This is a genomic window from Aquicoccus sp. SU-CL01552 (assembly GCF_040365005.1).
In the GTDB taxonomy this organism is placed as follows: Bacteria; Pseudomonadota; Alphaproteobacteria; order Rhodobacterales; family Rhodobacteraceae; genus Antarcticimicrobium.
In genome coordinates, this window is the sequence record NZ_BAABWV010000007.1 from 36737 (window position 1) to 55160 (window position 18424).

Consider the following 18424-nt stretch of genomic DNA (forward strand, 5'->3'; position numbering starts at 1 on the left):
GCCGCGCGGTTACAGGGTGCCCCGGGCCAGCTGGTCGGCGAAATGCCGGTCGCCGGCATTGCCGAGACGATGCGCGGCCTCGTCCGGGCGCAGCCAGAGGGCGCTGTGCCCCGGTTCGGTTGGCGGACCCATCGGGCGGACCGGCCGGGCGATGTAGATCAGGCAGATCTTTTCGGCCCAGAGATCGTATTCCGGCATATAGGCAAAGCGGCGAAAAGCGCCGACCCGGCGCGGTGCCGCGATCCGCCAGCCGGTTTCCTCGCGAACTTCGCGGTACAGCGCGGCCAGTGGCGATTCGCCCGGGTCGATGCCGCCGCCGGGCAGTTGCAAATCGGGGCCCGGATCGTCCTGCAGCGTGAGCAGGAGATGCCCGTCCAGCGGCAGCAGCGCATAGGCCCCGGCCCGGCGCCGATAGCTTTGCCGGGGGTCGGGTGAGGCTCCGAACCGTCTGATCATGCCGCCGCCCCCTTTCATCGCGATGCGTTCCGACTATATATTGCGCCTGATATGCCAACCCGTGGCGCATAAGGAAACCCCATGACCATCGGATCGAAACTCGCGTGGGACGATACCGTCCTGCCCTTTCAGCTTGATGTTTCGGACATGCGCGGGCGCGTTGCTCGGCTGGACGGCGTGTTGGAGGGCATTCTGAAACAGCATGATTACCCACCCCAGGTCGAGGCTCTGGTGGCCGAGATGGCGCTCTTGACCGCGCTGATCGGCCAGACCGTCAAGCTGCGTTGGAAGCTGTCGTTGCAGGTGCAGTCCAAGGGCGCGGTGCGGATGATCGCCACCGATTACCATGCCCCCACCAAGGACGGAGAGCCGGCCCGGATCCGGGCCTATGCCAGTTATGACGCGGACCGGCTGACCGGGGCTGACCCCTTTGCCCAGGTCGGCGAGGGATACTTCGCGATCCTGATCGACCAAGGCAAGGGCACCGCGCCCTACCAGGGGATCACGCCGCTGGCCGGCGAGTCGCTGCGGCGCAGCGCCGAGGCCTATTTCGCCCAGTCCGAGCAGTTGCCGACCCGGTTCAAGCTGAACTTCGGCAAGTCGACGGAAAAGGGTGGGGTCGAGCATTGGCGCGCCGGCGGGGTGATGTTGCAGCACATGCCCAAGGCCTCGCCCTTCGTGGCAGAGGGGGAGGGCGGCGGCGAGATCCTGCGCCCGGCCGACCTGATGGACGGGGAAGCGGGCGAGAACTGGAACCGGGTGAACATCCTGCTCGATTCGGTCGAGGAGATGGAACTTGTCGGTCCGGTCGTCACGCCGACCGACCTGTTGGTGCGCCTGTTCCACGAGGAACAACCGCGCGTGTTCGATGCACAGGCGGTGCGGTTCGGCTGCACCTGTTCCGAGGACCGGGTGCGCCAGAGCCTGTCGATCTATTCGGCCAAGGACATCAGCCGGATGACCACGGACGAGGGCCTTGTCACCGCCGATTGCCAGTTCTGCGGCGCCCATTACGAGCTGGACCCGAACAGCGTCGGTTTCGAGGCGGGGCAGGGCGACGATGGGTGACCCGGTCGCACGGTTGCAGTCCGCGCTGGACCGGCCCGGCGCGGATTCCTCGGATTTCGACCTGAACCCTGATTTCAGGTTGCCCGAGGAACGTCGGCTGCGCCCCGCCGGGGTGTTGGTGACGGTCACGCTCGCCACCGGCGCGCCACGGCTGATCCTGACCAAGCGGTCCTCGGCGCTGAAGCACCATCCCGGCCAGATCGCCTTTCCCGGCGGCAAGCAGGAGGAGACGGACGCGAACGTGACCGCCGCCGCCCTGCGCGAGGCCGAGGAAGAGATCGGCCTGCCGCGCGACATGCCGACGGTTCTGGGCACCCTTCCCGAGCACGAGACGGTGACCGGGTTCAAGGTGACGCCGGTGCTGGCGGTGCTGGAGCGCGCGTTCGACCCGGTGGCGGAACCCGGCGAGGTCGAAGAGGTGTTCTCGGTGCCGCTGGAGCATGTGCTGAACCCGGAGAACTACCTGATCGAGTCGCGTATTTGGCGGGGGATGCGGCGGCATTACTTCACGGTGCCCTTCGGCCCCTATTACATCTGGGGCGCGACCGCGCGGATGCTGCGCGGGCTGGCGGTACGGATGGAGGCATGACCCGGATCACCGAGGACTGGCTGACCGACCCGGCGACCCAGGCGGTTTGCGCCGCGCTGGAACTGGGCGGAGCGCAGGCGTTGTTCGTCGGTGGCTGTGTGCGCAACGCACTGATGGGCGTGCCGGTGCGCGATATCGACCTGTCGACCGACGCGGTGCCCGAGCGGGTGATCGCCCTGGCCGAGGCGGCGGGGATCAAGGCGGTGCCCACCGGGATCGACCACGGCACCGTGACGCTGGTCAAGGACGGCATTCCGCACGAGGTGACCACCTTTCGCAAGGACATTGAAACCGACGGGCGGCGGGCAGTGGTGGCCTATTCCACCCGGGTCGAGGAGGACGCGGCGCGGCGCGATTTCACCATGAACGCGCTTTACGCCCGATCCGATGGCACCGTGCTCGATCCGCTGGGCGGGTTGCCGGACCTGCGGGCGCGACGGGTGCGTTTCATCGGCAAGGCGGGCGACCGCATCCGCGAGGATTACCTGCGCAGCCTGCGCTATTTCCGCTTTCACGCCTGGTATGGCTGTGACGACCTGGGGTTCGATCCCGAGGCGCTGGCGGCGATTGCCGACAATCTCGACGGCTTGTCCCGGCTGTCGCGCGAACGGGTGGGGGGCGAGTTGCTGCGCCTGCTCGCGGCGCCCGACCCGGCGCCGGCAGTGGCGGCGATGCGCTCCACCGGGGCGCTGGGGCAGGTGCTGCCCGGGGCCGACGATCGTGCATTGGCGCCGCTGGTGCACCTGGAGGGCCAGACCGGCACGGCGCCGGACGGGGTGCGGCGGCTGGCGGCGCTGGGCGGGGTCGAGGCGGCAAAGACGCTGCGGCTGAGCCGGACTCAGGCGCGGGTGCTGGACCGGATGCGCGAGGCGGCGGCGGGTGTCATGACCCCGGCCGAGCTGGGCTATCGGCTGAAGGAAGCGGCGGCGCGCGATGCGCTGCTGTTGCGCTGTGCCTGGTCGGATCAGCCCTGGCCCGAGGGCGCGGAGGGGGACATCGCCAGGGGCGCGGCGGCGCAATTCCCGGTGACCGCGCGCGACCTGATGCCGGAATATAACGGCGCGGCGCTGGGCAAACGGCTGGCAGAGCTTGAAAACCGCTGGATCGCCTCCGGGTTTGCCGGTGACAAGGCGGCGTTGCTTTCGGGTGACAGCGCCGCCGGCTAAAGACATGTCAAATGCATGTAATGGGTGACAAATCCATCGTTTTTGGATAGCCAGCGCATCGAAACCTTGTTGGAGGATGCGCATGTATCACGGGATCTGGAACAGCTGACGCTGAACGACCGGGCCTCGTGTGGGTGGTGTTCAGCGCTGCCCTTATTGCATTTTCATCCTTTTCGCTCTGCCGGAGTGTTCCGACATGTTTCGTTTCTTTGAATCGCTGATCGACCCCTATTGCGACCATCCGCAAGAGGATCGCCCGCCAACCCGGCTGTGGCCGTTTCTGCGCGCCTATGCGCGCCCCTTTCGCCGCGTGTTCCTCTGGGCGGCGCTGCTCTCGGTATTGGTGGCCGGGATCGAGATCTGGCTGATCTATTACATGGGGCGGGTGGTCGACCTGCTGGGCGGCAGCCCGGCGCAGGTCTGGGCCGAGCACGGGCTGGAACTGGTGCTGGTGGCGCTGTTCATCCTCGTGCTGCGGCCGCTGATCCAGCTTCTCGATGTGCTGGTGCTGAACAACGCGATCCTGCCGAATTTCGGCACGTTGATCCGCTGGCGTGCGCACAAGCACGTGCTGCGCCAATCGGTGGGCTGGTTCGAGAACGATTTTGCCGGGCGGATCGCCAACCGGATCATGCAGACCCCGCCGGCGGCGGGCGAGGTGATCTTCCAGGTGTTCGACGCGATCTCCTTCTCCATCGCCTATATCATCGGTGCGGGTCTCTTGCTGATGACGGCCGATGCGCGGCTATTGCTGCCGCTTCTCGGTTGGCTGGTCCTCTACGGGCTGCTGATCCGGTGGACGATAAAGCGGGTGGAGCCGGCCTCCAAGGCAGCCTCGGACGCGCGGTCGGCGATCACCGGGCGGGTGGTCGACAGCTATTCCAACATCCATTCGGTCAAGATGTTCGCCCATCACGGCCGGGAACTCGATTACGCGAAAGAGGCGATCGAGGAGTCGCGCCGCACGTTCCAGGTGGAGATGCGGATCTTTACCATCATGGACGCGGTGCTGGTCATGCTGAACGGGCTGTTGATCGTCGGCGTGGTCGGCTGGGCGATCTGGCTGTGGATGGCGGGTGAGGCCAGCGTGGGCGTGGTGGCGGCGGCGACCGCGCTGACGCTGCGGCTGAACGCGATGACCGGCTGGATCATGTGGGCGCTGACCACCTTCTTTCGCCAACTGGGCGTGGTGGCCGAGGGGATGGAGACCATCGCCCAGCCCATCGACCTGGTGGATGCGCCGGACGCGAAACCGCTGGAGCTGGGCGCCGGCGGGATCGAGCTGCGCGGGGTGTCGCATCACTACGGGCGGGAATCCGGCGGGCTGGACCGGATCGACCTGGAGATTGCGCCGGGCGAAAAGCTGGGGCTGATCGGGCGCTCGGGCGCGGGAAAATCGACCCTGGTCAAGCTGTTGTTGCGGTTCTACGACAGTGAGACCGGGCAGATCCTGATCGACGGACAGGACATCCGTGCCGTCACCCAGGACAGCCTGCGCCGCCAGATCGGCATGGTCCAGCAGGACAGCACGCTGTTGCATCGCTCGGTGCGCGACAACATCCTGTACGGCCGCCCTGATGCCAGCGAGACGCAGATGATCGCCGCCGCCAAGCAGGCCGAGGCGCATGACTTCATCCTCGACCTTTCCGATCCGCAGGGGCGCCGCGGCTATGACGCGCATGTGGGCGAACGCGGCGTGAAACTGTCGGGCGGACAGCGGCAGCGGGTGACACTGGCGCGGGTGATCCTCAAGGATGCGCCGATCCTGCTTTTGGACGAGGCGACATCGGCGCTCGATTCCGAGGTCGAGGCGGCGATCCAGACCACGCTGTACGGCATGATGCAGGGCAAGACCGTCATTGCCATCGCGCACCGGCTGTCTACCATTGCGCAGATGGATCGTATTCTGGTGATGGATCAGGGCCGCATCGTGGAACAGGGCCGACATGAGGATCTGCTGGCGGCGGGCGGGCTTTACGCCCGGTTCTGGGCGCGGCAATCGGGCGGATTCCTGAACCCGGAGGCGGCGGAATGAGGATGGGCCACTGGATCGACCCGTTCCGCCCGGTCGAGGGGCCGCCGCCACAAACGCTGATGGCGTTTATCCTGTGGTGTCTCAGCGGCGCCTGGCCGGTGCTGATCTTTGCCACCACCGTCTCCTGCGCCGCCGGCGCGCTGGAGGCGGGCACCGCCTTTATCCTCGGGATGGTGGTCGATACCGCCGTCGGCAGCGGGCCGGACAACCTGTTTTCCCCCGCCAACCTGCTCAAGCTGGGCGCGGCGGTCGGGTTTTTCCTTGTGGTGCGGCCGGTCCTGTTCGGGTTGTCCTCGGCCGCCAACTCGATCGCCGTCGGGCCGAACGTCAACCCGATGGTGCTGGCGCGGTTGCATCGCTGGACCCTGGGCCAATCGGTGCAGTTCTTTGACGATGATTTCGCCGGTCGCATCGCGCAGAAACAGATGCAGGCGGCGAATGCCGTGACCAACGTGGCGGTGGAATCGATCAACGTGGTGGCCTTTGCGCTGGCCTCGATCGTCGGGTCTCTGGTGCTGATGACCTCGATCAGCTGGCATGTGACGCTGGTGTTCCTGGTCTGGTTCGCGGCCTATCTTCTGACCATCCGCTGGTTCCTGCCCCGGGTGCGCGAACGCGCCGCCGGCCGGGCCGGGGCGCGGGCGGTGGTCTCGGGGCAGATCGTCGATACCATCACCAACATCAAGACGGTCAAGCTGTTTGCCCATGCCGATCACGAGGATCGCGCGGCGCTGGGCGCGTTGCAGGGTTTTCGCGACCGGGCGCTGGGGTTCGGTCGGCTGGCGGCCCTGTTCCGGTTCTGCCTGATGTGCCTGGCCGGGCTTTTGCCGGTGTTGCTGATCGGCGCGACGCTGCTGTTGTGGCGGCAGGGGCTGGCGAGCGAGGGCAACATCGTTGCCGCCGGGGCGGTCGCGATCCGGCTGTCGCAGATGACCGGCTGGGTCAGTTTCGCGCTGATGGGGATCTATTCCGATATCGGCGAGGTCGAGGACGGGATGCAGACGCTGACCCCGCGCGTTCGGTTGCTGGATGCCCCGGATGCGCAACCGTTGCAGGTGCCGCAGGGCGAGATCGTCTTTGACCAAGTGACGTTCGCCTACGGGCGTGAAGTTGGTGGCGTATCGGAGATCGACCTGACCATTCGCGCCGGTGAGAAACTGGGCATCGTCGGCGCCTCGGGGGCGGGGAAATCGACGCTGGTTTCGCTGTTGTTAAGGCTCTACCAACCGGAATCGGGCCAGATCCGCATCGACGGGCAGCCGGTGGAGGATGTCACCCAGGAAAGCCTGCGCCGCCAGATCGGCATGGTCACGCAGGAAACCGCGATGTTCAACCGCTCGGCGATGGACAACATCCGCTATGGCAGCCCCGGGGCCAGCGACGACGCGGTGATGCGCGCCGCCGAACAGGCCGAGGCGCATGAGTTCACCCTTTCGTTGCAGGATCACATGGGCCGCAAGGGGTACGAGGCGTTTCTCGGCGAGCGTGGCGTCAAGCTCTCGGGCGGGCAGCGGCAGCGGATTGCGCTGGCGCGCGCGATCCTCAAGGATGCGCCGATCCTGGTGCTGGACGAGGCGACCTCGGCGCTGGATTCCGAGGTCGAGGCGGCGATCCAGACCGCGCTGGGCCGGGTGATGGAGGGCAAGACGGTGTTGGCCATCGCGCACCGGTTGTCGACGCTGTCGGAAATGGACCGGATCCTCGTGCTCGACCAGGGGCGCATCGTGGAAAGCGGCACCCATGACGCGCTGCTGGCCTCTGGCGGGCTGTACGCGCAGTTCTGGGCGCGGCAGTCGGGCGGGTTTCTGCAGACAGACGCGGCGGAATAGGCTTTTTCCGCATCCCTTGCGCAGGTATCACGCAGAAATGGCTGAACAGTTCATCATCGAGAGATTGGGGCACCAGGGCGACGGGATCGCGCCGGGGCCGACCTTTGTACCGCGCACCCTGCCGGGAGAGACCGCCGAGGGGGTGCGCGCCGGCGATCGCCTGGGCGAGGTGCGAATCGTGACACCCTCGGCCGACCGGGTAAAGGCGCCCTGTCGCCATTACCAGGGCTGCGGCGGCTGTGCCCTGCAGCACGCCAGCGACGATTTCGTCGCCGCGTGGAAGGTGGAGGTGGTGCGCAGCGCGCTGGCCGCTCAGGGAGTCGAGGCGGTGTTTCGTACAATCCGCACCTCGCCACCGCGATCCCGGCGGCGGGCCACATTCGCCGCGCGGCGGACCAAGAAGGGGGCGCTGGTCGGCTTTCACGGCCGTGCCTCGGAGACCATCGTCGAGATCCCCGACTGCCAGTTGCTCGATCCGGCGCTTTTGGCGGCGCTGCCGGTGGCCGAGGCTCTGGCCGTCACTGGCGGCAGCCGCAAGGGCGTGCTGTCGGTCACCGCCACCCTGTCCGAGGTCGGGCTCGACCTGGCGGTGAGCGGGGGCAAGCCGCTGGACGGGCCGCTGCAACTGGCGCTGGCGCAATTGACCGAGCGGAGCGGATTGGCGCGTCTGGCCTGGGACGGCGAGGTGATCGCCATGCGCGCCCCTCCGGTGCAGCGGTTCGGCGCCGCGTCGGTGGTGCCGCCGCCGGGGGCCTTTCTCCAGGCCACGCGGGCGGGCGAGGCAGCGCTGTTGGAGGCGGTGCGCGAGGCGGTGGGCGATGCGCGGCGCATCGTCGACCTGTTTGCCGGTTGCGGCACCTTCTCGCTGCCGCTGGCAGAGCGGGCCGAGGTGCACGCGGTCGAGGGCGACCGGGCGATGACCGCCGCCCTGGATGCCGGTTGGCGCAAGGCGCAGGGGTTGAAGGCCGTGACCACCGAGGCGCGCGATCTGTTCCGCCGTCCCCTGATGCCCGATGAACTGGCGCCGTTCACCGCCCCGTTCGAGGCCGCCGTCCTGGACCCGCCCCGCGCCGGTGCCGAGGCGCAGGTGGCAGAGCTGGCCAAGGCGCGGCTGCCGGTGGTGGCCTATGTGTCCTGCAACCCGGTCACGTTTGCGCGCGACGCGGCGCGGCTGGTTGCGGCCGGCTATCGCCGGAATTGGGTGCAGGTGGTCGACCAGTTCCGCTGGTCGGCGCATGTGGAGCTTGCGGCGGCGTTCACGCTGGCGGATACGACAGGCAACTAGGCAGGAGACAGGGATGTTTTTCAGGACCCGACTCGAACGCTTTCTCGAGAACCCGCGTTTCGGGCAGTTCATCACCGGGGTGATCGTGGTCAACGCGGTGCTTTTGGGGATGGAAACCTCGAACAACCTGATGATGCGGGCCGGGCCGGTGATTGAGGCGCTGGACAAGCTGTGCCTGGCGATTTTCGTCGTCGAGATCGCGATGAAGATGGCGGCGCAGAACTGGCGGTTCTTCACCTTTGGCTGGAACCTGTTCGATTTCTTCATCGTCGGCATCTCGCTGGTGCCGGGGGCGCAGGGGCTGTCGGTTCTGCGGGCGCTGAGGATCCTGCGGGTGTTGCGGGTGATCTCGGTGGCGCCGCGGCTGCGGCGCGTGGTCGAGGGGTTCATCACCGCATTGCCGGGCATGGGCAGCGTGTTCTTCCTGATGGCGATCATCTTTTACATCGGGTCGGTGATCGCCACCAAGCTGTTCGGGCCGGAGTTCCCGGACTGGTTCGGCACGCTGGGGCTGAGTGCCTATTCGCTGTTCCAGATCATGACGCTGGAGAGCTGGTCGATGGGGATCGTGCGGCCGGTGATGGAGGTGCATCCCCATGCCTGGGTCTTTTTCGTACCCTTCATCATGGTCACGACCTTTGCGGTGGTGAACCTCCTGGTGGGTCTGATCGTGAACTCGATGCAGGACGCGCACCAGCAAGAGGCCGGCGACCGCACCGACGCCTATCGCGACGAGGTGATGGCGCGGCTCGCGGCGATTGATGAGAAACTGGCCGATCTCTCGGGGTCATCCGACAAAAAGTGATTATGAAAAATCGCCCTCAAAGGGTAGTTTCGGGACATACAGGCAGAGACCGCAAGATGAAGAGACGTACATTTACAATCGGGGCCGCCGCATCCCTTGCCGTGGCCGGCTGTTCGAGCAGCAAGTTCCTGTCCTATCGCGGGCCCGAGGTGACCTCGGTCGTGGTGAACAAGGGCGCGCGCAGCATGTACCTGCTGCACCACACCGAGATTCTCGAAGCGTACAAGGTGGACCTGGGGTTTGCGCCCGAGGGCCACAAGGAAGTCGAGGGCGACGGCAAGACGCCCGAGGGGCCCTATCTGATCAACCGGCGCAACCCGAACAGCGAGTTCCACCTCTCGCTGGGGATCTCCTATCCGAACGCGCAGGACGTGGCCCGGGCCCGGGCGATGGGCAAATCGCCGGGCGGCGACATCTTCATTCACGGTGAGCCGGTGGCCTTTCGGCCCAAGGGGGCGGACTGGACCGCTGGCTGCATCGCGGTCAAGAACCGCGAGATCGAGCTCATTTACGCCATGGTCCGCGACGGCACGCCGATCACGCTCAGGGCGTGACCGGGCGGGCCGGTCAGCCGCCCATGATCAGCGTCCACCAGATCTTGCCGTTGGGTTCCTGGAACCAGGCAAACCCCATGTCGGTCGCGCGTTTCTCAAGGATCACGGCGCGCGTTCCCGGCTCTTCCATCCAGGCGGCGAGGGTTTCAAGCTCGGTCTCGTAGGTTTCCGAGATGTTTTCGCCCAGCATGTCGCGGTCGTATCCGGCGCGCTGCACCCGGTCGAGCGGCGAGGAGCCGTCGGAGCCGAAGTGCCAGGGGCGGTTCTGCACCGACATGTCGCGCGAATGCGTCGCCGAGGCGGCCGTCAGGCGCGCGTCCAGCTTGACCGGCGCGGCGCCGGCCGCCGTGCGCAACGCGTTGACGGAATCGAGCATCCGGTACTGCACCTTGGAGGTGTCGCCCTGACGGATGCGGTAGACCTTGGTCGAAAGGCCGCTGGCGCTGGCCCCTGTGCTTTGCGTGTCATAGCCCGAGTCACAGGCTGCAAGGACCAGGAATCCGGCAAGCAAAAGCGAGAAAAAACGCACGGTCGTCCACCCTGACAATTGTTGTTTCCCTAGCGCTTACCGCGCCGCCGTGGCCAGCGCAAACGGAGAAGGCGACCGATCAGGTGAATTTGAACGGTTTGATTTGCGACTGCGGCATTCACGCCATATCATGCCCGCCATTGGGGACAAATGAACAAGGGTTGATCTGTTATGTCGAAATCCTCATTCCTGACGCCCAGCCGAAGGGCGTTCCTGGCCGGAAGCGCGGCCCTGATCGGCACGCCGGCCCTGGCCACCACCGAAGAGGCGGCGGAATACGATCCGCTGCGCCCGCCGCCGGAGCCGGAACCGCCGGTACGCCGCAATATCTCGAGCTTTCGGTCGCTGAGCTGGAAGCCGTATTTCAGCAGCCTGCGCAACGGGGCGATCCTTGTCGACACGAGGTCGCGGGCGCTGCACTACTGGTCCGAGGACCATACGACCTACAAGCTGTATCCGTCGAGCGTGCCGCTTACCGACGAAATGACCCGCCGCGGGCGCACCAGCGTGATCCGCAAGGTGGTGGGGCCCAGCTGGGCACCGACCCCCTCGATGAAAAAGCGGAATCCCGAGTGGCCGGACTTTATCCCGCCGGGCCCGGACAATCCGCTTGGAACGCACGCATTGTATCTAAGTTGGAAATATTATCGCATCCACGGGACCCATGACACGCGCAAGATCGGGCGGCGGTCGTCCAACGGCTGCATCGGGCTGTACAACGAACATATTTCCGAACTGTTCGGCTTTGCGAAGGTGGGCACGCAAGTGTTGCTTATTTGACGACATAACGACGCTGCAAGCGCGAAAATCTCAAACAAGAGTTTGCATTCCGGGCGGTTAGCTGCTTAAAAAAATCCACGAGGTAAGACTTAGGTGCGCAAGCTCGCATTGGAGGTTTGCGCAAAATCTGGAGGTTAACATGAAGAAACTCGTTCTCGCTGCTGCCCTGGCCGCCGCCGCTTCGTCCGCTTCTGCCGGCACCCTGGCTGAGCCGATCGTTGAAGCACCTGTCATCGTCGAAGAAGCAAGCAGCTCTTCGTCGGGCATCCTGCTGCCGCTTCTGCTGCTGGTGCTCGTTGGCGCGGCTGTCGCAAGCAGCTAAGTCATAGCAATACGAATTCAAAGAAGGCGGTGGGGTTTCCCGCCGCCTTTTTTGTTGCGCAGGGCACGGTGGATGCGAACCGCCGGCGTCAGACCACCCAGCCTGACAGATTCTCGTCGATGACCGCGCAGAGCGCCTCGACGTGGGCGTCGTCGTCGTTGAGGCAGGGGATGTAGGTGAAGGCTTCGCCGCCGGCCTCTTCAAAGCTGTCCTTGATCTCTTCGTTGATCTCTTCCAGCGTCTCGATGCAATCCGCCGAGAACGCGGGCGCGATCACCGCGATGTTCTTTTTCCCCTGTTTCGCCAGCTCTGCCACGTGCTCGACGGTATAGGGTTTCAGCCAGTCCTCGGGGCCGAATTTCGACTGGAAGGTGGTGACAAGGTCGCTGTCGGCCCAGCCCAGCCGTTCCTTCAGCAGGCGCGTCGTTTTCTGGCACTGACAATGATAGGGGTCGCCCTGCATCAGGTAGCGCAGCGGCATGCCGTGGTAGGAGCAGACCAGGATGTCGGGTTTCCGCGCCATCCCGCCATAGGCCCGCTCGACCGACCGGGCCAGCGCGTCGATATAGCGGGGGTGGTCGAAATAGGCGGGCACCGTGCGGCTTGCGGGTTGCCAGGTCTCGTCCATCAGGGCGCGAAAGAACTGGTCGTTGGCGGTGGCCGAGGTGGCGCCGGCGTATTGCGGATAAAGCGGAAAAAACAGGATGCGCTGGCAGCCCGCCGCCACCATCTCGCGCACCTTGGACTGGGTCGAGGGGTTGCCGTAGCGCATGCAGAAATCGACCATCACCCCGTCGCCGTGCCGGGTCTTGAGCGCGGCGGCGATCTTGGCGGTCTGCGCCTTGGTGATCGTCATCAGCGGGCTTTCGTTCAGGGCTTCGTTCCAGATCGATTTATAGGCCGCGCCGCTGGAAAACGGCCGCTTGGTCAGGATGATGAGTTGCAGCAGCGGCTGCCATTTCCACGCGGGGTAGTCGATGACCCGCTTGTCCGAGAGAAATTCGCCTAGGTAGCGGCGCATCGGCCAGTAGGAATAATGATCCGGCGTGCCGAGGTTGGCCAGCAGGACGCCGGTTTTCGGCGCGGGGATCTGCGGGTGATCGGCGGGGCGGGCGGCGTCGGTCATGGGGCGATCCTGATTGCGGCGGTCAAGGGCTCAGATAACGGGAAACGGTCTTTCGTCAATCCGGGAGCGGGTTTTCGATGGTGTTGAGGGCATCGGCCAGCCGCGCCTGCGCCGATCCGGGGCGCAGCGGCTTTGGCTGGCTGTCCGAGGGCGCCCAGCCGGTCAGGCCGACCAGTTCGAAGGTGGCGCGCAACCGCCCCTGCGGCGTGCTGAAATGCTGGGCATACAGCGCGCCGGCACGGGCAAAGACGGCGCGCCGGGTGGGGCGGCGCAGCCGGCCGGTCAGCACGTTGGTCTCGGCCATGCCGCGCAGGTCGTGCATCAGTTGGGTCAGGTCGCGGTACTCGGCGGTGAGCGCCATGCTGTCGGCCACCGGCAGCGCCAGGCCGGCGCGTTGCAGCAGTGCGCCGAGGTCGCGGATCTCGCCCATCGGGGCGATCCGGGGCGACAGCCCGCCGGTGATCTCGGTTTCGGCCTGGCCGATCACCGCGCGCAGCTCGTTCAGGGTTTCACCACCGAGCAGGAAGACAAGCAGGAACCCGTCCTCCTTCAACGCCCGGCGGCACTGGATCAGCTGGCCGACCGGATCGTTGGCCATGTGCAGGCACATGGCGTGGATCACCAGGTCATGCGCGCCCGGGGCAAGGTCGAGTGTGTCGTCGTCGGCCACCATGCGTGCACCGGGAAAGGCGGGCTGCCACAGGGCCGGAAACGGGGTAACGATGGCAGGTGCCGTAAAGGTTCTCTTAACCAACGAGAGGCGATCCTGAGCTTCGTCCAGCGCGGCGCGGTGCAGGAACAGGCTGGCGTCGCTGGCGCGGGCGCGGCGGGCGGACAGGGTGGATCTGTCGAACAGGGGGGGCGCGGATGTCATGGGTCCAAACTAGGCTGTTGCGCGCGGGGATTCAAACCGCAGTCGCACTGATCTATCCGCCCCGGTGCCTTGGCTGCGGCGCCCAGGTCGAGAGCGATTTCGGCTTGTGTAGTGTCTGTTGGCGTGAAACCCCATTCATCGGCGGCACGGTGTGCGAGGGGTACGGCATTCCGCTGCTGGGGGCGGTGGATGGCCATCGAATCGAATGTGACGACTGCATGCAGACCCCGCGGCCCTGGCGCCAAGGGCGGGCGGCGATGCTTTATGCCGACCGGGCGCGGCAGCTTGTCCTGGCACTGAAACACGGGGACCGGCCCGATATCGCCCGCCCGGCGGGGGCCTGGCTGGCGCGGGCGGCACGGCCGATGATCGAGGCGCGAACCCTGATCGCGCCGGTGCCGCTGCATCGGACCCGGCTGTTGCGGCGACGCTGTAACCAGGCGGCGCTGCTGGCGGTGGCCTTGGCGCGGGAGGTCGGGGCGGATCATTGCCCCGATCTGCTGATTCGCACCCGCCGGACCCGCAAGCTCGAGGATGTGACCGCCGAGGAGCGGCTGGAGATCCTGAGCGGGGCGATCGCGGCGCATCCGAAACGGCGGCACCGGATGGCCGGGCGCCCGGTGCTTCTGGTCGATGACGTGATGACCTCGGGGGCGACGTTGGCGGCCTGCGCGGGGGCCTGTCACGACGCCGGAGCGGGGGCGGTCGATGTCGTGGTACTGGCGCGCGTTGCAAAGGATGACTAAATCCACCACAAGTGACGCCTATAGAGGATCAAATATGAAACCGGTCGAGATCTATACTTCTCCCATGTGCGGCTTTTGCCACGCGGCCAAACGCCTTCTGAACCAGAAGGGCGTGAGCTATTCCGAGATTGATGTCTGGGCCAGCCCGGACCGCAAGCCGGAGATGATTCAGCGCGCGGGCGGCCGTCGCACCGTTCCGCAGATCTTCATCGGGGAAACTCATGTGGGCGGCTGCGACGAGCTTTACGCGCTGGAGCAGGGCGGCAAGCTCGATCCGCTGCTGGCGGCGTCATGAGGACCGCGCTGGCGCAGATGACCTCGGGCGACGATCCGGGCGACAACCTGCGCCAGGTCCAGTGGATGCTGGCCGAGGCGGCGGCGGAGGGGGCAGAATTCGTCCTGACGCCGGAGGTGACCAACTGCCTGTCCGCCAGCCGCACGCACCAGAACGAGGTGCTGCGTCCCGAATCCGAGGACCCGACGCTCGCCGCGCTGCGCCAGCAGGCCGAGGAGTTGAACATCTGGCTGTTGATCGGGTCGCTGGCGCTGAAAACCGACGATCCCGACGGGCGGTTTGCCAACCGGTCGTTCCTGATCGGGCCGGATGGCGGCATCCGCGCGCGCTATGACAAGATCCACATGTTCGACGTGCAGGTCACGCCGGAAGAGACCTATCGCGAATCCGACGGGTTCCGGCCCGGTGATCGCGCGGTTCTGGCCCAGACCCCGTTCGGCGCGGTGGGAATGACGGTGTGCTATGACGTCCGCTTTCCGCACCTGCACCAGGCGCTGGCCCGCGCCGGCGCCGAGATCCTGACCGTTCCGGCGGCCTTTTCGCCGGTGACCGGTGCGGCGCATTGGGAGGCGCTGTTGCGCGCCCGTGCCATCGAGACCGGCTGTTTCGTGCTGGCCCCGGCCCAGACCGGAACCCATCCGACAACCCGGGGCAAGACCCGGCGCACCCATGGGCACAGCATGGCGATCTCGCCCTGGGGCGAGGTCCTGGTCGATGGCGGGACCGAGGCGGGCATTCACGTCTTTGACATGGACCGGACGCTGGTGGAGGATGCCCGTGCCAAGGTGCCCTCGCTGAGCCATATCCGGGACTTTCACGGTCCGTAACCGCAGAGCCGAATGACCGAAGACAGCAACACTCCCCTGGCGGTGGCCCTGTTCAGCGAGTTGCTGACCGCCGACCAGCTCTTGCGCAACCGGCTCAGCCGGGTGTTGCCCAAGGGGATGGAGATTTCGCATTTCTCGGTGCTCAACCACCTCATCTTCGTGCAGGACGAACGCAGCCCGGCGCAATTGGCCGATACTTTTCACGTGACCCGCGGGGCGATGACCAACACGCTGACCAAGCTGGAATGGGCGGGCTACGTGCACATCCGCCCCGATTGGGACGATGCGCGGCGCAAGATGGTGGCGATCAGCCCGGCGGGAAAGCAGGCGCGCGACCAAGCTGTCGCGGCGATTGCCCCGATGATCAACCAGGTGGTGGGCGAATTAGGCGGGGACAAGGTGCGCGCCGTGCTGCCGGTGTTGCGCGAATTGCGAGTCAAACTGGAGCAGGGCGAATAGCGGGGCGTCAGCCCCGTTTCACGCTTGCCGTGACATAGTTCACGCTGAGGTCGCGGTCCGAGATGCTCCAGCTCCAGCCGATCGGGTTGAACACGAATCCCTTGCGGTCCACCGGCTCCACGCCCGAGTTCTTCAGCAGCTCGAATAGTTCGTCCGGGGTGATGAATTTGGACCACTCATGGGTGCCGCGCGGAAGCCAGCGCATCACCACCTCGGCCCCGAGGATGGCGACGGCGAAGGATTTCGGATTGCGGTTGATGGTCGAGCAGATGTGAAGACCACCGGGTTTCAGCAGTTGCCGGCAGGCGGTGAGATAGGACAGCGGGTCGGCCACATGTTCGACCACCTCCATGTTCAACACCACGTCGAACTGTTCCCCGGCCGCGGCCAGCGCCTCGGCGGTGGTGTGGCGATAGTCGATCTTCAGCCCGGATTGCTCGGCGTGGATGCGCGCGACGGGCAGGTTGCCCTCGGCCGCGTCGGCGCCCACCACCGTCGCGCCCAGTCGCGCCATCGGTTCCGACAGCAGCCCGCCGCCACAGCCGATATCGAGGATCCGAAGCCCCTCAAAGGGATGCTGCGCCGAGATGTCGCGGCCGAATTCACCGGCGATCTGGCCGGTGATATAGTCCAGCCGGCAGGGGTTGAGCATGTGAAGGGGCTTGAACTTGCCCGCCGGATCCCACCATTCAGCGGCCATCGCCTCGAATTTCGCGATTTCAGACGGGTCCACCGTGGTTTGAGACGCTTGCATTCCGATCACCATTCGATCTTTTATTCTCAGAGGTTATATAGGGCTGTAATGGACAAATTCCCGGATCAAAAGCGCGCAGTTCAGTATCTTTATCCGCCGTTCGAGCCGTTCGATCAGCGGATGGTGGATGTCGGGCAGGGCCACAGCATCTATGTCGAGCAAAGCGGCAACCCGCGGGGCATTCCCGTCGTGGTGCTGCACGGCGGGCCGGGGGGCGGATGCAGCCCGGCGATGCGGCGGTATTTCGATCCGGCGGTCTACCGCGTGGTGATGTTCGATCAGCGCGGCTGCGGGCGGTCGCGGCCGCATGCCTCGGTCACCGACAACACCACCTGGCACCTGGTGGCGGATATCGAGCGGATCCGGGTGCTGCTGGGGATCGAGGCGTGGATCGTCTTTGGCGGCAGCTGGGGGGCGACGTTGGCGCTGATCTATGCCGAGACCCATCCCGAGCGGGTGACGCAGCTGGTGTTGCGCGGCGTGTTCCTGATGACGCAGGGCGAGCTGGACTGGTTCTATGGTGGCGGCGCCGGGCGATTCTGGCCCGAGACCTGGGCGCGCTTCGTGGCCCCTGTTCCCGAGAACGAGCGTGGCGACATGATCGCGGCGTACAATCGGAGGCTGTTTTCGGGCGATCTGGCGGAAGAGACCAGGTTCGCCCGCGCCTGGTCGGCCTGGGAAAACGCGCTGGCCTCGATCCATTCCAATGGCCGCTCGGGCGAAAGCCCCGGCCATTACGCGCGTGCCTTTGCCCGGCTGGAAAACCATTACTTCGTCAATGCCGGGTTCCTGGAGTTCGACGGCCAGATCCTGGCCAATGTCGGGCGCATCTCTCATATCCCCGGAACCATCGTTCAGGGCCGCTATGACATGATCTGTCCGCCAAGCGCGGCCTGGAAGCTGAACGAGCTGTGGCCGATGGCGGAGTTGAAGATGGTGCGCAATGCGGGGCATGCTCTGTCCGAGCCCGGAATCAGTTCCGAACTGGTGCGGGTGATGGATCGGATCTCGGAGTCGATGACATGACACGTCTGGACCGACGCGCGCTGTTCACCTCGGGTGCGGCGGCTGCCCTTCTGGCGGCGACCGGCGTGTCGCTGGAGGCCGCGCCGCGACCGGGCGGACGGCTGCGCCTTGCGGTGCCGCGCGACGGCAGCCTGGAGCAGGTGGCGCGCGGTGCGGTTTTTGACGGGCTGACCGAGATCGGCCCGGACGGGGTGCTGCGCCCAGAACTGGCCGAGATCTGGCACGGCGGCGCCGATGCGCGCGACTGGCGATTCGAGCTGCGCGGCGATGTCGCCTTTCACGACGGGCGGGCGCTGGGCGCGGCGGATGCCGTGGCCTCGGTGCAGGCCTGGGATGTGCCGGGCGTGGTGCGGGTCGAGGTCACCGGGCCGAAATCGCTGCGCATCGAACTGGCCGAGGGCAATCCGCACCTGCCCTATCACTTGGCGGCGCCGGGCCGGATCGTCGGCCCCGGGGGCGAGATTGACGTGCCGCTTGACCGGGTGGTGGGCACCGGCGCCTATCGCGTGGAACAGGCGCAGGCGGGCCGGCATTTCCGCGCCGCCCGCGTGGACGGGCATTACAAGGCCGGCCGCGCCGGCTGGGCCGACAGCATCGAGGTGCTGGTGATTCCCGACGAATCCGTGCGCGCCGAGGCGCTGCGCGACGGGTTTGTCGACGTGGCGGCGCTTCCGGCGCCCGCGGGGCTGCTGGGGCGGGGCGAGTTCCGCTATCACCCCTCGGTCGAGGAGATCGCGCTGGCCGCCCATCGCGGCGTCGGTGTTCCCCGGGTGATCGGCCGCCAGGCGCCGCTTGACGATGGCCGCATCGCCGAGCGGTGGTGGATCGGGTGACGGTCGCCGCGTGCTGAAATCCGGCCGGATCGCCGGGAATCCGCGCAGCCTGAAAGAGAAGGGTTG

21 protein-coding genes are annotated in these 18424 nt (G+C 66.3%); 16 read left to right on the top strand and 5 right to left on the bottom strand.

The window, feature by feature from the left end; all coding sequences use genetic code 11:
• Positions 1-9 precede the first annotated feature (9 nt).
• Positions 10-456 (bottom strand): NUDIX domain-containing protein, encoded by a 447-nt coding sequence (locus ABWV23_RS09725; RefSeq protein WP_353347256.1) that lies wholly within the window; start codon positions 454-456, stop codon positions 10-12.
• Positions 457-537: 81 nt separating this feature from the next.
• On the opposite strand from ABWV23_RS09725, the gene hslO reads away from it, so the two are divergent.
• From hslO to ABWV23_RS09765, 8 genes are all read left to right on the top strand, one after another.
• The gene (gene hslO, locus ABWV23_RS09730; protein ID WP_353347257.1) at positions 538-1524 is read left to right on the top strand and encodes an Hsp33 family molecular chaperone HslO; all 987 of its coding nucleotides are present in this window, start codon (positions 538-540) and stop codon (positions 1522-1524) included.
• Positions 1517-2113 carry a CoA pyrophosphatase gene (locus ABWV23_RS09735; RefSeq protein WP_353347258.1) on the top strand — a complete coding sequence of 199 codons (597 nt, stop codon included), beginning with the start codon at positions 1517-1519 and terminating at the stop codon, positions 2111-2113. Before hslO ends, ABWV23_RS09735 begins: the two co-directional genes overlap by 8 nt.
• Positions 2110-3279 (top strand): CCA tRNA nucleotidyltransferase, encoded by a 1170-nt coding sequence (locus tag ABWV23_RS09740; protein ID WP_353347259.1) that lies wholly within the window; start codon positions 2110-2112, stop codon positions 3277-3279. The genes ABWV23_RS09735 and ABWV23_RS09740 overlap by 4 nt, the downstream gene beginning before the upstream one ends.
• Positions 3280-3475: 196 nt before the next feature.
• Positions 3476-5314 carry an ABC transporter ATP-binding protein gene (locus ABWV23_RS09745; protein ID WP_353347260.1) on the top strand — a complete coding sequence of 613 codons (1839 nt, stop codon included), beginning with the start codon at positions 3476-3478 and terminating at the stop codon, positions 5312-5314.
• Complete coding sequence (locus ABWV23_RS09750; RefSeq protein ID WP_353347261.1) at positions 5311-7143, top strand: ABC transporter ATP-binding protein; 1833 nt, start codon at positions 5311-5313, stop codon at positions 7141-7143. Before ABWV23_RS09745 ends, ABWV23_RS09750 begins: the two co-directional genes overlap by 4 nt.
• Positions 7144-7180: 37 nt before the next feature.
• On the top strand, positions 7181-8428 hold the full coding sequence (locus ABWV23_RS09755; protein WP_353347262.1) for a class I SAM-dependent RNA methyltransferase: 1248 nt from the start codon (positions 7181-7183) through the stop codon (positions 8426-8428).
• 13 nt (positions 8429-8441) lie between these two features.
• The gene (locus ABWV23_RS09760; protein WP_353347263.1) at positions 8442-9233 is read left to right on the top strand and encodes an ion transporter; all 792 of its coding nucleotides are present in this window, start codon (positions 8442-8444) and stop codon (positions 9231-9233) included.
• A 56-nt stretch (positions 9234-9289) separates the two neighbouring features.
• Positions 9290-9787 carry a L,D-transpeptidase family protein gene (locus ABWV23_RS09765; protein WP_353347264.1) on the top strand — a complete coding sequence of 166 codons (498 nt, stop codon included), beginning with the start codon at positions 9290-9292 and terminating at the stop codon, positions 9785-9787.
• Between the two features lie 13 nt (positions 9788-9800).
• Here the strand turns inward: ABWV23_RS09765 and dalA are convergent, their stop codons facing one another.
• Positions 9801-10316 (bottom strand): divisome-associated lipoprotein DalA, encoded by a 516-nt coding sequence (dalA, locus tag ABWV23_RS09770; RefSeq protein ID WP_353347265.1) that lies wholly within the window; start codon positions 10314-10316, stop codon positions 9801-9803.
• Between the two features lie 171 nt (positions 10317-10487).
• Between dalA and ABWV23_RS09775 the strand changes: the two genes are divergently transcribed.
• Positions 10488-11096 (top strand): L,D-transpeptidase, encoded by a 609-nt coding sequence (locus ABWV23_RS09775; RefSeq protein ID WP_353347266.1) that lies wholly within the window; start codon positions 10488-10490, stop codon positions 11094-11096.
• Positions 11097-11235: 139 nt separating this feature from the next.
• Positions 11236-11418, top strand: coding sequence for a hypothetical protein (locus tag ABWV23_RS09780; protein WP_353347267.1), 183 nt, complete (start codon positions 11236-11238; stop codon positions 11416-11418).
• An 88-nt stretch (positions 11419-11506) separates the two neighbouring features.
• Here the strand turns inward: ABWV23_RS09780 and hemH are convergent, their stop codons facing one another.
• Together hemH and ABWV23_RS09790 are read right to left on the bottom strand one after the other, a co-directional pair.
• Entirely contained in the window at positions 11507-12544 is a 1038-nt protein-coding gene (gene hemH, locus ABWV23_RS09785) for a ferrochelatase (RefSeq protein WP_353347268.1), read from the bottom strand.
• A 55-nt stretch (positions 12545-12599) separates the two neighbouring features.
• Positions 12600-13418: a methyltransferase domain-containing protein gene (locus ABWV23_RS09790; protein ID WP_353347269.1), complete on the bottom strand. Its 819-nt coding sequence runs from the start codon at positions 13416-13418 to the stop codon at positions 12600-12602.
• Between ABWV23_RS09790 and ABWV23_RS09795 the strand changes: the two genes are divergently transcribed.
• From ABWV23_RS09795 to ABWV23_RS09810, 4 genes are read left to right on the top strand one after another with little or no spacing between them, the layout of a single operon-like run.
• Positions 13412-14164: a double zinc ribbon domain-containing protein gene (locus tag ABWV23_RS09795; protein WP_353347270.1), complete on the top strand. Its 753-nt coding sequence runs from the start codon at positions 13412-13414 to the stop codon at positions 14162-14164. The genes ABWV23_RS09790 and ABWV23_RS09795 overlap by 7 nt on opposite strands.
• Before the next feature lie 34 nt (positions 14165-14198).
• Positions 14199-14459 carry a glutaredoxin 3 gene (gene grxC, locus ABWV23_RS09800; RefSeq protein ID WP_353347271.1) on the top strand — a complete coding sequence of 87 codons (261 nt, stop codon included), beginning with the start codon at positions 14199-14201 and terminating at the stop codon, positions 14457-14459.
• Positions 14456-15286, top strand: coding sequence for a carbon-nitrogen hydrolase family protein (locus ABWV23_RS09805; RefSeq protein ID WP_353347272.1), 831 nt, complete (start codon positions 14456-14458; stop codon positions 15284-15286). Before grxC ends, ABWV23_RS09805 begins: the two co-directional genes overlap by 4 nt.
• A 12-nt stretch (positions 15287-15298) precedes the next feature.
• The gene (locus ABWV23_RS09810; protein ID WP_353347273.1) at positions 15299-15745 is read left to right on the top strand and encodes a MarR family winged helix-turn-helix transcriptional regulator; all 447 of its coding nucleotides are present in this window, start codon (positions 15299-15301) and stop codon (positions 15743-15745) included.
• Positions 15746-15752: 7 nt separating this feature from the next.
• On the opposite strand, the gene ubiG is transcribed toward ABWV23_RS09810, so the two are convergent.
• Positions 15753-16499: a bifunctional 2-polyprenyl-6-hydroxyphenol methylase/3-demethylubiquinol 3-O-methyltransferase UbiG gene (gene ubiG / locus ABWV23_RS09815; protein WP_353347274.1), complete on the bottom strand. Its 747-nt coding sequence runs from the start codon at positions 16497-16499 to the stop codon at positions 15753-15755.
• 48 nt (positions 16500-16547) lie between these two features.
• Here ubiG and pip point away from each other — a divergent pair, with 48 nt between their 5' ends.
• Together pip and ABWV23_RS09825 are read left to right on the top strand one after the other, a co-directional pair.
• Positions 16548-17525 (top strand): prolyl aminopeptidase, encoded by a 978-nt coding sequence (gene pip, locus ABWV23_RS09820; RefSeq protein WP_353347275.1) that lies wholly within the window; start codon positions 16548-16550, stop codon positions 17523-17525.
• A complete protein-coding gene (locus ABWV23_RS09825) occupies positions 17522-18358 on the top strand; it encodes an ABC transporter substrate-binding protein (protein WP_353347276.1) in 837 nt (278 codons plus the stop codon). The genes pip and ABWV23_RS09825 overlap by 4 nt, the downstream gene beginning before the upstream one ends.
• Positions 18359-18424 lie beyond the last annotated feature (66 nt).

Coding starts and splice junctions, on each gene's coding strand:
- ABWV23_RS09725 (WP_353347256.1), bottom strand. CDS start 456: ATGATCAGACGGTTCGGAGCCTCACCCGACCCCCGGCAAAGCTATCGG.
- hslO (WP_353347257.1), top strand. CDS start 538: ATGACCATCGGATCGAAACTCGCGTGGGACGATACCGTCCTGCCCTTT.
- ABWV23_RS09735 (WP_353347258.1), top strand. CDS start 1,517: ATGGGTGACCCGGTCGCACGGTTGCAGTCCGCGCTGGACCGGCCCGGC.
- ABWV23_RS09740 (WP_353347259.1), top strand. CDS start 2,110: ATGACCCGGATCACCGAGGACTGGCTGACCGACCCGGCGACCCAGGCG.
- ABWV23_RS09745 (WP_353347260.1), top strand. CDS start 3,476: ATGTTTCGTTTCTTTGAATCGCTGATCGACCCCTATTGCGACCATCCG.
- ABWV23_RS09750 (WP_353347261.1), top strand. CDS start 5,311: ATGAGGATGGGCCACTGGATCGACCCGTTCCGCCCGGTCGAGGGGCCG.
- ABWV23_RS09755 (WP_353347262.1), top strand. CDS start 7,181: ATGGCTGAACAGTTCATCATCGAGAGATTGGGGCACCAGGGCGACGGG.
- ABWV23_RS09760 (WP_353347263.1), top strand. CDS start 8,442: ATGTTTTTCAGGACCCGACTCGAACGCTTTCTCGAGAACCCGCGTTTC.
- ABWV23_RS09765 (WP_353347264.1), top strand. CDS start 9,290: ATGAAGAGACGTACATTTACAATCGGGGCCGCCGCATCCCTTGCCGTG.
- ABWV23_RS09775 (WP_353347266.1), top strand. CDS start 10,488: ATGTCGAAATCCTCATTCCTGACGCCCAGCCGAAGGGCGTTCCTGGCC.
- ABWV23_RS09780 (WP_353347267.1), top strand. CDS start 11,236: ATGAAGAAACTCGTTCTCGCTGCTGCCCTGGCCGCCGCCGCTTCGTCC.
- hemH (WP_353347268.1), bottom strand. CDS start 12,544: ATGACCGACGCCGCCCGCCCCGCCGATCACCCGCAGATCCCCGCGCCG.
- ABWV23_RS09795 (WP_353347270.1), top strand. CDS start 13,412: ATGTCATGGGTCCAAACTAGGCTGTTGCGCGCGGGGATTCAAACCGCA.
- ABWV23_RS09790 (WP_353347269.1), bottom strand. CDS start 13,418: ATGACATCCGCGCCCCCCCTGTTCGACAGATCCACCCTGTCCGCCCGC.
- grxC (WP_353347271.1), top strand. CDS start 14,199: ATGAAACCGGTCGAGATCTATACTTCTCCCATGTGCGGCTTTTGCCAC.
- ABWV23_RS09805 (WP_353347272.1), top strand. CDS start 14,456: ATGAGGACCGCGCTGGCGCAGATGACCTCGGGCGACGATCCGGGCGAC.
- ABWV23_RS09810 (WP_353347273.1), top strand. CDS start 15,299: ATGACCGAAGACAGCAACACTCCCCTGGCGGTGGCCCTGTTCAGCGAG.
- ubiG (WP_353347274.1), bottom strand. CDS start 16,499: ATGCAAGCGTCTCAAACCACGGTGGACCCGTCTGAAATCGCGAAATTC.
- pip (WP_353347275.1), top strand. CDS start 16,548: ATGGACAAATTCCCGGATCAAAAGCGCGCAGTTCAGTATCTTTATCCG.
- ABWV23_RS09825 (WP_353347276.1), top strand. CDS start 17,522: ATGACACGTCTGGACCGACGCGCGCTGTTCACCTCGGGTGCGGCGGCT.